This window comes from Enterobacter sichuanensis (assembly GCF_009036245.1).
GTDB lineage: Bacteria > Pseudomonadota > Gammaproteobacteria > Enterobacterales > Enterobacteriaceae > Enterobacter > Enterobacter sichuanensis.
In genome coordinates this window covers 1,210,448-1,223,537 of sequence record NZ_CP027986.1, presented here as the reverse complement: position 1 = coordinate 1,223,537, position 13,090 = coordinate 1,210,448, and the positions used below count along the sequence as shown (strand labels likewise).

At 61.3% G+C, this 13,090-nt stretch carries 12 protein-coding genes; 7 read left to right on the top strand and 5 right to left on the bottom strand.

Going from position 1 to position 13,090, the window contains the following annotated elements:
• Nucleotides 1-8 precede the first annotated feature (8 nt).
• Nucleotides 9-1,481, top strand: coding sequence for a betaine-aldehyde dehydrogenase (gene betB, locus C1N69_RS05715; RefSeq protein WP_025759675.1), 1,473 nt, complete (start codon nt 9-11; stop codon nt 1,479-1,481).
• A gap of 13 nt (nt 1,482-1,494) precedes the next feature.
• A complete protein-coding gene (gene betA, locus C1N69_RS05710; RefSeq protein ID WP_025759676.1) occupies nt 1,495-3,159 on the top strand; it encodes a choline dehydrogenase in 1,665 nt (554 codons plus the stop codon).
• A 54-nt stretch (nt 3,160-3,213) separates the two neighbouring features.
• On the opposite strand, the gene C1N69_RS05705 is transcribed toward betA, so the two are convergent.
• Entirely contained in the window at nt 3,214-3,912 is a 699-nt protein-coding gene (locus C1N69_RS05705; RefSeq protein ID WP_155030823.1) for a GNAT family N-acetyltransferase, read from the bottom strand.
• A 199-nt stretch (nt 3,913-4,111) separates the two neighbouring features.
• Here C1N69_RS05705 and C1N69_RS05700 point away from each other — a divergent pair, with 199 nt between their 5' ends.
• From C1N69_RS05700 to C1N69_RS05680, 5 genes are all read left to right on the top strand, one after another.
• Entirely contained in the window at nt 4,112-5,680 is a 1,569-nt protein-coding gene (locus tag C1N69_RS05700; RefSeq protein WP_155030822.1) for an ABC transporter substrate-binding protein, read from the top strand.
• 98 nt (nt 5,681-5,778) lie between these two features.
• On the top strand, nt 5,779-6,792 hold the full coding sequence (locus C1N69_RS05695; RefSeq protein ID WP_047957974.1) for an ABC transporter permease: 1,014 nt from the start codon (nt 5,779-5,781) through the stop codon (nt 6,790-6,792).
• A complete protein-coding gene (locus C1N69_RS05690) occupies nt 6,792-7,625 on the top strand; it encodes an ABC transporter permease (protein WP_155030821.1) in 834 nt (277 codons plus the stop codon). The genes C1N69_RS05695 and C1N69_RS05690 overlap by 1 nt, the downstream gene beginning before the upstream one ends.
• Nucleotides 7,618-8,454, top strand: coding sequence for an ABC transporter ATP-binding protein (locus C1N69_RS05685; RefSeq protein WP_104557803.1), 837 nt, complete (start codon nt 7,618-7,620; stop codon nt 8,452-8,454). Before C1N69_RS05690 ends, C1N69_RS05685 begins: the two co-directional genes overlap by 8 nt.
• Nucleotides 8,441-9,145 carry an ABC transporter ATP-binding protein gene (locus C1N69_RS05680; RefSeq protein WP_104557801.1) on the top strand — a complete coding sequence of 235 codons (705 nt, stop codon included), beginning with the start codon at nt 8,441-8,443 and terminating at the stop codon, nt 9,143-9,145. The genes C1N69_RS05685 and C1N69_RS05680 overlap by 14 nt, the downstream gene beginning before the upstream one ends.
• Before the next feature lie 69 nt (nt 9,146-9,214).
• On the opposite strand, the gene C1N69_RS05675 is transcribed toward C1N69_RS05680, so the two are convergent.
• The 4 genes from C1N69_RS05675 to budA form a co-directional block, all read right to left on the bottom strand.
• On the bottom strand, nt 9,215-9,688 hold the full coding sequence (locus tag C1N69_RS05675) for a cold-shock protein (RefSeq protein WP_008499407.1): 474 nt from the start codon (nt 9,686-9,688) through the stop codon (nt 9,215-9,217).
• A gap of 138 nt (nt 9,689-9,826) precedes the next feature.
• Nucleotides 9,827-10,597 carry a (S)-acetoin forming diacetyl reductase gene (locus C1N69_RS05670; protein ID WP_023618768.1) on the bottom strand — a complete coding sequence of 257 codons (771 nt, stop codon included), beginning with the start codon at nt 10,595-10,597 and terminating at the stop codon, nt 9,827-9,829.
• A 20-nt stretch (nt 10,598-10,617) separates the two neighbouring features.
• Nucleotides 10,618-12,339: an acetolactate synthase AlsS gene (gene alsS, locus C1N69_RS05665; protein WP_261776050.1), complete on the bottom strand. Its 1,722-nt coding sequence runs from the start codon at nt 12,337-12,339 to the stop codon at nt 10,618-10,620.
• Nucleotides 12,311-13,090: an acetolactate decarboxylase gene (gene budA, locus C1N69_RS05660; protein WP_025759687.1), complete on the bottom strand. Its 780-nt coding sequence runs from the start codon at nt 13,088-13,090 to the stop codon at nt 12,311-12,313. Before budA ends, alsS begins: the two co-directional genes overlap by 29 nt.

The following is a 13,090-nucleotide window of genomic DNA, read 5'->3' as shown; positions in this document are numbered from 1 at the left end:
GAGAATTTATGTCCCGAATGGCAGAACAGCAGCTTTATATCAATGGTGGTTATACATCCGCCACCAGCGGTCGCACCTTCGAGACCATTAACCCGGCCAACGGTGAAGTCCTGGCAAGCGTGCAGGCCGCCGGGCGCGAGGATGTGGACCGCGCCGTGGAAAGCGCAAAGCGCGGGCAAAAGATCTGGGCGGCAATGACTGCGATGGAGCGTTCGCGCATTCTGCGTCGCGCCGTCGACATCCTGCGCGAGCGTAACGACGAGCTGGCAAAGCTGGAAACCCTCGACACCGGTAAAGCGTATTCCGAAACCTCAACCGTGGACATCGTCACCGGCGCGGACGTGCTGGAGTATTACGCGGGGCTGATCCCGGCGCTGGAAGGCAGCCAGATCCCCCTGCGCGAGACGTCGTTCGTCTATACCCGCCGCGAACCGCTGGGCGTAGTGGCGGGCATTGGCGCGTGGAACTACCCGATCCAGATCGCCCTGTGGAAATCCGCCCCGGCGCTGGCGGCAGGTAACGCGATGATCTTCAAGCCGAGCGAAGTGACCCCGCTTACCGCCCTGAAACTTGCCGAAATCTATACCGAAGCGGGTCTGCCGGACGGCGTGTTTAACGTCCTGCCGGGCGTGGGTGCGGAGACCGGCCAGTACCTCACTGAACATCCGGGTATCGCTAAAGTCTCCTTTACCGGCGGCGTCGCCAGCGGCAAAAAAGTGATGGCCAACGCGGCGGGCTCGTCCCTGAAAGAGGTGACGATGGAGCTGGGTGGCAAATCTCCGCTGATTATTTTCGACGACGCGGATCTCGATCTCGCGGCTGACATCGCCATGATGGCGAACTTCTTCAGCTCCGGCCAGGTGTGCACCAACGGCACCCGCGTGTTCGTCCCCGCAAAGGTTAAGGCAGCGTTTGAGCAGAAAATCGTTGAGCGCGTGGGCCGCATCCGCGCGGGCGATCTGTTCGATGAACGCACCAACTTTGGCCCGCTGGTCAGCTTCCCGCACCGTGATAATGTGCTGCGCTACATCGCCAAAGGCAAAGCAGAAGGCGCGCGCGTGCTGTGCGGCGGCGACGTGCTGAAGGGCGAAGGTTTTGATAACGGCGCGTGGGTGGCCCCGACCGTGTTCACTGACTGCACCGACGAGATGACCATCGTGCGCGAGGAGATCTTCGGCCCGGTGATGTCCATCCTCACCTACGCGTCCGAGGAAGAGGCGATCCGCCGCGCCAACGATACCGACTACGGTCTGGCGGCGGGTATCGTCACGGCCGATCTGAACCGCGCCCACGGCGCCATTCATCAGCTCGAAGCGGGCATCTGCTGGATCAACACCTGGGGGGAATCCCCGGCGGAAATGCCGGTTGGCGGCTACAAACACTCCGGCATTGGCCGCGAGAATGGGGTGATGACGCTGCAAAGCTACACCCAGGTGAAGTCCATCCAGGTTGAGATGGGTAAATTCCAGTCCATATTTTAACCGGGAGGTTTTTTTGCAATTTGACTACATCATTATCGGAGCCGGCTCTGCCGGCAACGTTCTGGCGACACGACTGACTGAAGATCCGGCTACCACCGTCCTGCTGCTTGAGGCGGGCGGCCCGGATTACCGCTTTGACTTCCGCACCCAGATGCCCGCCGCGCTGGCGTTTCCGCTGCAGGGCAAGCGCTACAACTGGGCGTACGAAACCGAACCTGAGCCGTACATGAACAACCGCCGCATGGAGTGCGGACGCGGCAAAGGGCTGGGCGGCTCGTCGCTGATTAACGGCATGTGCTACATCCGCGGTAACGCGATGGATCTGGACAACTGGGCCAAAGAGCCAGGTCTGGAACACTGGAGCTATCTCAACTGCCTGCCCTACTACCGCAAGGCAGAAACCCGCGACGTGGGGCCGAACGACTACCACGGCGGCGACGGCCCGGTGAGCGTCACCACCTCCAAACCGGGCGTGAACCCGCTGTTTGAAGCGATGGTGGAAGCGGGCGTACAGGCGGGCTATCCGCGCACCGACGACCTCAACGGCTACCAGCAGGAAGGCTTCGGCCCGATGGACCGCACGGTCACGCCGCAGGGCCGACGCGCCAGCACCGCGCGCGGCTATCTCGATCAGGCCAAACCGCGTCCGAACCTGACCATCCGCACCCACGCCATGACCGATCGCATTCTGTTTGACGGCAAACGTGCGTCAGGCGTCGAGTGGCTGGAGGGCGAAAGCACTATTCCGTCCAGAGCGGCGGCGAAAAAAGAGGTGCTGCTGTGTGCAGGCGCGATTGCTTCGCCGCAGATCCTTCAGCGCTCCGGCGTGGGCAACGCGGACCTGCTGAAGCAGTTCGATATTCCGCTGGTCCACGACCTGCCCGGCGTGGGCGAAAACCTGCAGGATCACCTGGAGATGTACCTCCAGTACGAATGTAAAGAGCCGGTCTCCCTGTACCCTGCCCTGCAGTGGTGGAACCAGCCGAAGATTGGTGCCGAGTGGCTGTTTGGCGGCACCGGCGTGGGGGCGAGCAACCACTTCGAGGCGGGCGGGTTTATCCGCAGCCGCGAGGAGTTTGAATGGCCGAACATTCAGTACCACTTCCTGCCGGTAGCCATTAACTACAACGGTTCAAACGCGGTAAAAGAGCACGGCTTCCAGTGCCACGTGGGCTCCATGCGCTCGCCGAGCCGCGGGCACGTGCGTATTAAATCGCGCGATCCGCACCAGCATCCGGCGATCCTGTTCAACTATATGTCCCACGAGCAGGACTGGCAGGAGTTCCGCGACGCAATCCGCATCACCCGTGAGATCATGCACCAACCGGCGCTGGACAAATACCGCGGCCGCGAAATCAGCCCCGGTATCGAATGCCAGACCGACGAGCAGTTGGACGAGTTCGTGCGTAACCACGCCGAAACCGCCTTCCACCCGTGCGGGAGCTGCAAAATGGGCTATGACGAGATGGCGGTGGTCGACGGCGAAGGCCGCGTTCACGGGCTGGAAGGGCTACGGGTGGTGGATGCGTCGATTATGCCGCAAATCATTACCGGCAACCTGAACGCCACGACCATTATGATCGGCGAGAAAATTGCCGACGCCATTCGCGGGCGCGAGCCGCTGGCGAAGAGCACGGCGGCGTATTATGTGGCGAACGGGGCACCGGTGAGGCGCTGAGTGCCCCTCACTCTAACCCTCTCCCCTTTGGGGAGAGGGTTAGATGAGGGAAAATTACGTCCGAAACGCCTCTAACCGCGTAATCTGCCGCCCCTCCCCGTCAAAATTCTCCGCCGCCAGCCAGGCGCGCAGTTCCGCGTCTCTTTGCGGCCATTCGCCGTCAATAATAGAAAGCATATCGCTGTCGCGGTTACGCCCCTTGCGCACCAGCTTCTGCCGCAGCCGCCCTTCCCAGACAAACCCCAGCCGCTCCGCCGCCCTGCGCGAGGCGATGTTCATCGAATCGCACTTCCACTCCACCCGGCGGTAGCCGTGTTCGAACGCATTTTTCAGCAGCAGCCATACCGTTTCGGTCCCGATGCGGGAGCCTTTCATCTTCCGCGACCAGGTCACGTGACCGATTTCGACCGACCCCAGCAGCCGCTCGTTGGCCATATAGCTCACCAGCCCCACCGCGCGCTCGGTGCGTAAATCAATGACGGCAAACGGCACCAGCTCATCGTCCATCACCTTCGCCATGATCCAATGCGCAGTGGCTTCCACACTCATGGGCTGTGTGCTGGCAAGCCACGTCCAGTCGCTGTCGTCACCCAGCGCGTAGGCCTCGTAAAGATCGACCGCGTGGCGATCGGCATCCAGCGGCTCCAGACGGCAATACAGGCCGAACAGCGGCGTGCGGGTCAGCACGCGCGCGCCTTTCCAGTCGGGAACAATATCGTTGACGGTTTGACCATGTTGATTGATTTCGGGCACGGCAATGACTCCCTGAAAGGTAAGGAGTTTGTTATAGCAGGTTAAAAAGCGGGCGAAAAGCAGCGTATGTTAATAGCCCGAACGCATGCATTATTCCTGGAGGGCATAAGCAAAGCAGAATTTCGACTTTGCGTATGTCCTTCGCCAGCCTAACGTAGCGGAACATAAAACAAACAATATATTTTCTTCAGGGATCGCTATGACAAAAAAACTGCTGCCTTTACTGGTGCTGGCTACACTCTCCGCTGCGGCTCACGCGGCTACGCCCCCCAATACGCTGGTTGTCGCCCAGGGACTTGATGACATTGTGAGCCTCGACCCGGCCGAAGCCAACGAGCTTTCCAGTATCCAGACCGTGCCCAGCCTGTATCAGCGCCTGGTGCAGCCGGACCGCAACAACCCGGAAAAAATCACCCCGATTCTGGCAGAAAGCTGGCAGGCGGACGCGGCAGCAAAAACCCTGACTATCAAACTCAGGCCCGATGCCAGATTTGCCTCCGGCAACCCGCTGCGTCCGGAAGACGTGATCTTCTCCTATACCCGCGCCGTGACGCTGAACAAATCACCGGCCTTTATTCTCAACGTGCTGGGATGGGAGGCGGGCAACATCGTCAGCCAGCTGAAGAAAGTGGATGACCACACCGTGCAACTGCACTGGACGGCGGACGTCAGCCCTGCCGTGGCGCTCAACATTCTCTCCACGCCGATCGCCTCCATCGTCGATGAGAAGCAGGTCGCAGCGAACGTGAAGGATAACGACTTCGGCAACGCGTGGCTGAAAATGCACTCGGCGGGCAGCGGCGCGTTCAAAATGCGCGTCTACCAGCCGCATCAGGCCATTGTGCTGGAAGCCAACGACTCCGCGCCCGGTGGCGCGCCGAAGCTTAAGAGCATCATCATTAAAAACGTTCCCGATCCGGCTTCCCGCCGCCTGCTGATCCAGCAGGGCGACGCGGACGTGGCGCGCGATCTGGGTGCAGACCAGATCAGCGCGCTCGACGGCAAGCCGGGCGTGAAGGTACTGAGCATCCCGTCTGCGGAGCAGAATTACCTGGTGTTTAACACCGGCAACAGCGCCAACCCGCTGCTGAACAACCCGGCCTTCTGGGAAGCGGCGCGCTGGCTGGTGGACTATGACGGCATTACCAAAAACCTGCTGAAAGGCCAGTATTTTGTCCATCAGAGCTTCCTGCCGGTCGGTCTGCCGGGCGCCCTGGAAGATAATCCGTTTAAATTTGATCCGGCGAAAGCGAAAGCCATCCTCGCCAAAGCGGGTATTAAAGACGCCCACTTCACCCTGGACGTGGAGAACAAGCCGCCGTTTATCACCATCGCGCAGTCGATGCAGGCGAGCTTCGCGCAGGGTGGCGTGAAGGTGGATCTGTTGCCCGCCGCCGGTAGCCAGGTGTACGCCCGCGTGCGTGCGAAGCAGCATCAGGCGGCAATTCGTCTGTGGATCCCGGACTATTTTGATGCGCACTCCAACGCCAGCGCTTTCGCGTGGAACGACGGCAAATCCAGTACCGTGGCCGGACTGAACGGCTGGAAAATTCCGGAGCTGAACAAGGCCACGCTGGCGGCGGTGGCCGAGCCGGATCCGGCGAAACGTCTGGATCTGTACAAGAAAATGCAGGAACAGCTGCAGCACAACTCGCCGTATGTGTTCGTCGACCAGGGCAAAACCCAAGTCGTCGTGCGCGAAAACGTGAAGGGGTATCAGCAGGGGCTGAACGCGGATATGGTCTGGTACGATCGCGTCACGAAGTAGCCCTTGTTGCCGGGTGGCGCTGCGCTTACCCGGCCTACGTTCTCGGTTTTTGTAGGCCGGGTAAGGCAAAGCCGCCACCCGGCATGAAGAGATTTCCCATGCCACATCTTTCCACCCGCGTGCTTCAGGGTCTGCTGACCCTGCTGCTGACGCTTTTCGGGCTGCTGCTCGTCACCTTTGCGCTTTCGGCGTTTTCCCCGGTCGATCGCGTGCTGCAGATCGTCGGCGATCACGCCAGCCAGTCCACGTACGATCAGGTTCGCCACCAGCTCGGACTGGATCGACCGCTGCCCGTGCAGTTCTGGCACTATCTGCAGAGCCTCGCCCACGGTGATTTAGGCACCGCCAGCGCCACCGGACAGCCGGTGCTGCAGGATCTGCTGCACGCCTTTCCCGCCACGCTCGAACTGGCCACCCTGGCGCTGATTATCGGCACCGTGCTCGGCGTGGTTGCCGGGATACTGTGCGCCCGCTACGCCGGTTCGCCGCTCGATTTAGCCATCAGAACGCTCACCCTGCTCGGTAACTCGGTGCCGATTTTCTGGCTCGGGCTGCTGATGCTGGCCCTGTTCTACGCGAAGCTGCAGTGGAGCGCGGGCCCCGGCAGGCTGGACGACATCTGGCAGTTTACCGTGGAGCCGCGCACCGGCTTTGCGCTGATTGATACCTGGCTTTCCGGCGACCGGGAGGCATTTCGTAATGCCGTCAGCCACCTGGTGCTGCCGGTGCTGCTGCTGGCCTACTACTCGCTGGCGAGCATTACCCGCCTGACGCGCTCCGCCTGTCTGAGCGAGATGAACAAAGAGTACATCCTGCTCGCCCGCGCCAAGGGCGCCGGGGAGATGACCATTCTGCTGCGCCACGTGCTGCCGAACATTCGCAGCACCCTGCTGACGGTGATTGCTCTGGCCTATACCAGCATGCTGGAAGGCGCGGTGTTAACGGAAACCGTCTTCTCGTGGCCGGGCATCGGGCGCTATCTCACCACCGCTCTGTTCGCCGGAGACACTACGGCGGTGATGGGCGGCACGCTGCTGATTGGTATCTGTTTTGTGCTGATCAATAACCTTACCGACCTGCTTGTGCGGGCAACCGACCCCAGGGTGCGCTGATGCCGTTTTATCTTTTCTTACGCCGCCTGCGCCGCTCCCCCGCCGCCTTTTGCGGGCTGATCGCCATCGCGCTGCTGGTGCTGACAGCCCTGTTCGCGCCCTGGCTTGCGCCGGTGGACCCAAACTGGCAGGACGCCGCCGCGCGCCTGCAGGCACCGAACGCTCAGCACTGGCTGGGCACCGACAGCTACGGGCGCGATCTGCTCTCGCGCCTGATTTACGGCACCCGCCCGGCGCTCGGGCTGGTCGCTTTAGTGACCGTTATCACCCTCCCCGCCGGTCTGCTGGTGGGCATATTATCCGGTTACTACGGCGGCTGGCTGGAGCGCATCCTGATGCGCTTTACCGACGTGGTGATGTCGATGCCGCGCCTGATCCTCGCCTTCGCGTTTGTGGCGATGCTCGGCCCGGGGCTGGTCAACGGCGCGCTGGCGCTGGCCTTAACCACCTGGCCGGCCTATGCGCGTCAGGCCCGGAGTGAAATTCAACGCCTGCGCCACAGCGATTACCTCGCCGCCGCGGAGATGATGGGTATTCGCGGCCTGCGCCTGCTGGTCGGCCATATTCTGCCCCTGTGTCTGCCCTCCGCGATTGTGCGCTTAGCGCTGGATCTGGCAGGGATTATTCTGGCTGCCGCCGGGCTGGGCTTCCTCGGCCTCGGCGCACGTCCGCCGATGGCCGAATGGGGAGCGATGATTGCTGACGGCATGCAGGTGATTTTCGACCAGTGGTGGATTGCCGCCATTCCGGGCGCGGCCATTCTGTTTGCCAGCCTGGCCTTTAACCTGCTGGGCGATGGCCTGCGCGACGTACTGGAGCCACAGCATGACTGAACACCGCGTTATCGTCGATGCGCTGAATATCGACTACCCCGCCGCCCGCGTGGTCAACGGCCTGAGCTTTACGTTAGGCAACGAGCGGCTGGCGCTGGTGGGTGAATCCGGCTCGGGGAAATCCATGTCTGCCCGCGCCCTGATGGGGCTGGTACGCCAGCCCGGCATCGTGCGCGCTAAGCAGCTTAACGTGCTGGGCAATGATGTGCTGACCCTGAACAGCCGCCGCTGGCAGGCGCTGCGCGGCAACGGCATTGCGATGGTCCTGCAGGATCCGCGCTATGCGCTTAATCCGGTGAAAAGCGTCGCCGCTCAACTACAAGAGGCACTGACTCTGCATCAGCGCCTGCCCCGTTCAGAACGCCTTGAACGTATACACGATATTATCCGCGCCGTCGGGCTCAATGAGCACGTGCTTCAGCGTTATCCCGGCGAACTCTCCGGCGGCATGGGGCAGCGGGTGATGATTGCGATGGCGCTGATCAACAACCCGCAGGTGCTGATTGCCGACGAACCGACGTCGGCGCTGGACGCCCGCCTGCGTAACCAGATCCTCGAGCTGCTGGTGCAGCAGTGCGAAGCGCGACAGATGGCGATGCTGTTAATCAGCCACGACCTGCCGCTGGTGGCGGAGCACTGCGACCGGGTGCTGGTGATGTATCAGGGCGAAAAGGTCGACGAGATGGCGGCACGCCAGCTCCCGCAGGCAACGCATCCGTACACCCGCACCCTGTGGACCTGCCGCCCGAACGCCAGTACCTATGGACAGATGCTGCCGACGCTTGACCGTTCGCAGCCGTGGAAGGAGGCCGGTGATGTCGCTCGTTGAGGTGAATCAGCTCCATGTGAGCTTCGGGGAGAAAACGGCGGTATCCGCCGCCAGCTTTAGCGTCGAAAAAGGGGAAACCTTCAGCCTGATTGGCGAATCCGGTTGCGGGAAATCAACCCTTCTGCGCGTGCTGGCGGGGCTGCAGCGCGAGTGGCGCGGAAGCCTCTCGCTGCTGGGCGACGCGGTTCGGCCAGGGCAGCGTTTTACCGGCCCGCTGCGCCGCAACGTGCAGATGGTGTTTCAGGATCCGTGGGCCTCGCTGCACCCAAACCACACGATTGCACGCACCCTTTCGGAGCCGTTAACAATCCACGGTGAAACGCAGATTGCGGAAAAGGTAGTGGATGCGCTACAGCAGGTGGGGCTTTCCGCCGATGCGGGTAAACGTTATCCACACCAGCTTTCCGGCGGCCAGCGTCAGCGCGTGGCGATTGCCCGGGCGCTGCTGCTGCGCCCGCAGCTTCTGCTGCTGGATGAACCCACCTCGGCGCTGGATATGTCCGTCCAGGCGGAAATTCTGAACCTGCTCAACCGCTTAAAAGCCAGGCACGAGATGACCTATCTGCTGGTGAGCCACGACGCGGACGTGGTTGCGCATATGTCCGACCGGGCGGCGTTTATGGCGCATGGGGAGATCCAGAAGGTGTTTGACCGGGAGGCGATGTTGCGGGGCGAGCACAGAATGGGGTAAACCGTGCGGCGGCAAGTGCCACACGGATTTCGTAGGCCGGGTAAGGCGTCGCCGCCACCCGGCAACAAATCACTTGAGCAGCTTCACCGTGGCATCGATGTCGATCTCATCTTCGGTGAAGATCAACGTCGTATTCTGGAAGGTGGTGATCGCCAGCTTCTTCACCGTGCGCATTTCGCCCGGCTTTTTGTCGGATTTCGGTTTGATGCTGTTCATCAGCAGCCCGACCGACAGCACCGCATTCTCTTTATCGATTTTGGTATCCACGGGCTCTTCTTCACTGAACACCACGAAGGATTTGATCGAGGTGAGCTTCACGCGCTCGCCCGCAATATAGAGATGCTTGCTTTCCGGGATCACCTTCACCGCATAGGCGGAAAGCCCTTTGTTGTTGGTGGTCGGCTCGAAGGTGACCGCCGCGTCTTTCTTAATCAGATCAGGGTTGGCGACCTTAATCACATGAAAATAGCGGTTGTCGCCGTTTTCATCTTTGATAAATCCAAAGCCTTTATCTTTAAACCACGTCGTGATTGTTCCGTTCATCGCTGTTACCGCCTGTCAGATCGTAATGACTAAAGTTTTGCAGCGCGCAGTGTAATGCACAATGGCGGAGGAGACAAAAAAAAGCCCCTGCACGGGGGCAGGGGAAAACTCATGTCAGAGCTTATTAGTATTGAGTATTTAGTTGAACACCATCCCACCATCAATCAACAGCGACTGGCCGGTCATGTAGTCGGAATCGGGTCCTGCCAGGTATGAGACGCAGGCAGCGACATCTTCCGGTTCGGACAGGCGGCCAAGCGTGATGCGTTTGGCAAAGGTTTCAGTGCCGTAGCCGAGCGGTTTACCCGCTGCCTCGGAGACCTGACGGTCGATCTCCGCCCACATCGGCGTTTTCACGATGCCCGGGCAGTAAGCGTTAACGGTGATCCCCAGCGGCGCGAGATCCCGTGCGGCGGTCTGGGTTAAGCCGCGCACCGCGAACTTGCTGGAACTGTAGACGGCCAGCTCCGGGTTACCGGTGTGGCCCGCCTGGGAACAAGCGTTGATGATTTTCCCGCCGTGCCCCTCTTTACGAAACGCGTCAATCGCGGCCTGAATGCCCCAGATCACCCCTTTCACGTTAATGTTGTAGACCTTATCGACAATCTCCGGGGTGATGGATTCGATCGGGGTGGACGGCGCGATCCCGGCGTTGTTAACGATCACGTGGAAACCGCCCAGCGCGGTGCGGGCTTTCTCGACAGCCGCAAACACCTGCTCGCGGTCAGAGACATCCACCTTCACGGCGACGGCGTTACCGCCGTTGCGGATGATTTCGTCGGCAACGGCTCTTGCCGTCTCAGCGTTATAGTCGGCGATGGCGACGGCAAAGCCATCTTTCACCAGGCGCAGCGCAATCGCTTTACCAATCCCCTGGCCTGAGCCTGTTACGAGAGCAACTTTTTGCATTTCTCTGTCCTTATCGTGAGTCACAAAATCTGGCTGAGATGGAGCTGGCCCATCAGCAGCGGGTTATCGCTGTAGTCGACGGGAATGGCCACCACGGCCGGGCCATTGACATCCATCGCCGCGCGCAGCGTCGGCTCGAGCGCCCCGGCGCTCTCCACGGCAAAGCCCTTCGCGCCGAAGGCGTCGGCATAGGCTTTGAAATCGACCGGGCCGAACTCGACGCCGGAAAGACGCTGGTACTTTTTCTCTTCCTGAATGGCGACCATGTTGTAGCCGTTATCCACCCAGATGATGTGCAGCACGTTGGCGTTGAGACGTACCGCAGTTTCCAGCTCCATGCTCGACTGCAGGAAGCCGCCATCACCGGAGACCGACACCACCTTGCGCCCCGGGTTGACCAGCCACGCACCAATGGCCCACGGCAGCGCGACGCCCATGGTCTGCTGACCGTTGGAGATCATCACCTGACGCGCCCGGAAGCTGTAGAGGTAGCGGGCGATCCAGATGTGGAAGCTGCCCATATCCACGGTGAGCGTGACGTCGTTATTGACGATGTCCTGCATGGCGCGAACGATGCGCAGCGGATGCAAGGCAAACTGGTTGAGGGACGCGCCACGGCGATCGAGCAGATCGCGCTGATGCTGGCGGTCGACCAGAATCTCTGAGGCTCGCTGGCTCAGCTCCAGCTTGTGATCGATGCGGTTCGCGAGCAGATTCAGGGTTTCGGCGATGTCCCCTACCAGCTCCAGATCCGGCACGTAGTTACGCTCTTCATAGGCGGGCAGCACGTCAATGTGCACCAGCGTGGCGTCGCCGCTGTTCCACATCGACGGCTCGTATTCCACAGGGCTGTAGCCGATGCAGATAATCAGGTCCGCCAGATGGAGCAGCCTGTCGCCCGCCTGGTTATTGAACAGACCGACGCGTCCGGCGAAGCGGGTGAAGTGCTCCTGGTTCACCGCCCCGGCGGCCTGATAGGTGCTGGTGACCGGAATACGGCTTTTCTCCAGCAGCTTGCGCAGCGCCGCGCTGTTGGCCGGCTGGCTCGCCATCAGGCCCAGCAGGATGACCGGGTTTTTGGCCTTTTCGATAAGCTTCGCCACGTCGTTAATGGCGGACTCCGGCGCCGGGCCCATCAGCGCCGGGCCGCTGGCAGGTAAAATTGCCCCTGTAGCGGGCTGGTCGACAATATCCTGCGGCAGGCTGACGAACGCGCCCCCCGGCCTGCCGTGCTCGGCGGCGCGAAACGCGTTCGATACCACTTCGGCAATCGCATCCGGTGAACTGACTTCCACCGCGTATTTGGTGACCGGGCTGAACATGGCGACGGTGTCCATGCTCTGGTGCACCAGCTTGGCTTTATCCGCCCGCTTCACCGCCCCGCCCAGCGCCACCACCGGGTCGCCTTCGCTGTTGGCGGTGGCGATGCCGGTGATCAGGTTCGAGCAGCCCGGCCCGGAGGTGACCAGTGCCACCCCGGCTTTACCGGTCAACCGCCCTACTGCCGCCGCCATAAACGCCGCGTTGGCCTCGTGGCGCACCGGGATGATTTCAATGGATGAGTCCAGCAGGGAATCAAAGACTTTGTCGATTTTCGCACCCGGGATCCCGAACACCTGCTTCACGCCCTGCGCTTCCAGCTGGCCGACAACCAAATCGGCGCCGTGCGCCCACTGACGTGACTGTTTCTCACTGTTCACGGTAGTTCTCCTGTTAGTTTTCGACGGAACGGATCGCGGCATCGAGGTCGCTGGGGTGCAGGTTGGCCTGTAAAAACGCGCTGTCGGCGGGCAGGTCAATCATCAGCTTGTGAATTTCACCGAAGGTGAGCACGCCGCTCTCCAGCTGGTAGTCGAGCAGATGGCCTCCGCCCTGACGGTCATCGGTGATGAAGTGTTCGTGGTAACCCGCCACGTTGATCCCCTGCATATGCTGCGGCGTGCGGAATCCGACCAGCACCCCTTCGCGCTGGTTGAAGCGGAACACCGGCTGGTCGTCCAGCACGTCGGTCATCGCGCGGTACGGCGGCGTCTGGCGCGGTACGGTGCGGGTGTGGGCGTGGCGGAAGTTGCCGTCGATACGCAGGGCGCAGAACAGGTTATCGGAGGGGATCTGTTGGTCGATCACGTCGTGGATCTGCTGACGGCTGACCGGCCCCTCGAAGGTTTTGCGATACTGCGGCTGGAACCAGGTCATCACCGCGAACGGCGTTTTCTGCTCTGGCTTCGCGGCCCGGGCGCTGCCGTCGGCGCGCAGCTGATACACCTGGCTGCTGAAGGCAATCATTTCGCCGTCCAGCTCGTTGAAGGTGCCCAGACCAAAATCACCGTGCGCCAGCAGATCGGCGATGGTGGTCTCCCCCTCATACACGCCGCTTAGCAGGGCGCTCATTAGCGATGTCTGATAGATCACGCTGTCAGGATGCCGGGCGGAGAACCCGCGCAGGGTCTCGCACAAGCTGGCCTCACAGTCGCAGGCAGATGAATGCATCAT

Excerpts from the sequence above, each read along its gene's own strand:
- budA (WP_025759687.1), bottom strand. The coding sequence starts at position 13,090 with ATGATGCATTCATCTGCCTGCGACTGTGAGGCCAGCTTGTGCGAGACC.
- C1N69_RS05675 (WP_008499407.1), bottom strand. The coding sequence starts at position 9,688 with ATGAACGGAACAATCACGACGTGGTTTAAAGATAAAGGCTTTGGATTT.
- C1N69_RS05670 (WP_023618768.1), bottom strand. The coding sequence starts at position 10,597 with ATGCAAAAAGTTGCTCTCGTAACAGGCTCAGGCCAGGGGATTGGTAAA.
- C1N69_RS05690 (WP_155030821.1), top strand. The coding sequence starts at position 6,792 with ATGCCGTTTTATCTTTTCTTACGCCGCCTGCGCCGCTCCCCCGCCGCC.
- C1N69_RS05685 (WP_104557803.1), top strand. The coding sequence starts at position 7,618 with ATGACTGAACACCGCGTTATCGTCGATGCGCTGAATATCGACTACCCC.
- C1N69_RS05695 (WP_047957974.1), top strand. The coding sequence starts at position 5,779 with ATGCCACATCTTTCCACCCGCGTGCTTCAGGGTCTGCTGACCCTGCTG.
- betB (WP_025759675.1), top strand. The coding sequence starts at position 9 with ATGTCCCGAATGGCAGAACAGCAGCTTTATATCAATGGTGGTTATACA.
- C1N69_RS05700 (WP_155030822.1), top strand. The coding sequence starts at position 4,112 with ATGACAAAAAAACTGCTGCCTTTACTGGTGCTGGCTACACTCTCCGCT.
- alsS (WP_261776050.1), bottom strand. The coding sequence starts at position 12,339 with ATGCCGCGATCCGTTCCGTCGAAAACTAACAGGAGAACTACCGTGAAC.
- C1N69_RS05680 (WP_104557801.1), top strand. The coding sequence starts at position 8,441 with ATGTCGCTCGTTGAGGTGAATCAGCTCCATGTGAGCTTCGGGGAGAAA.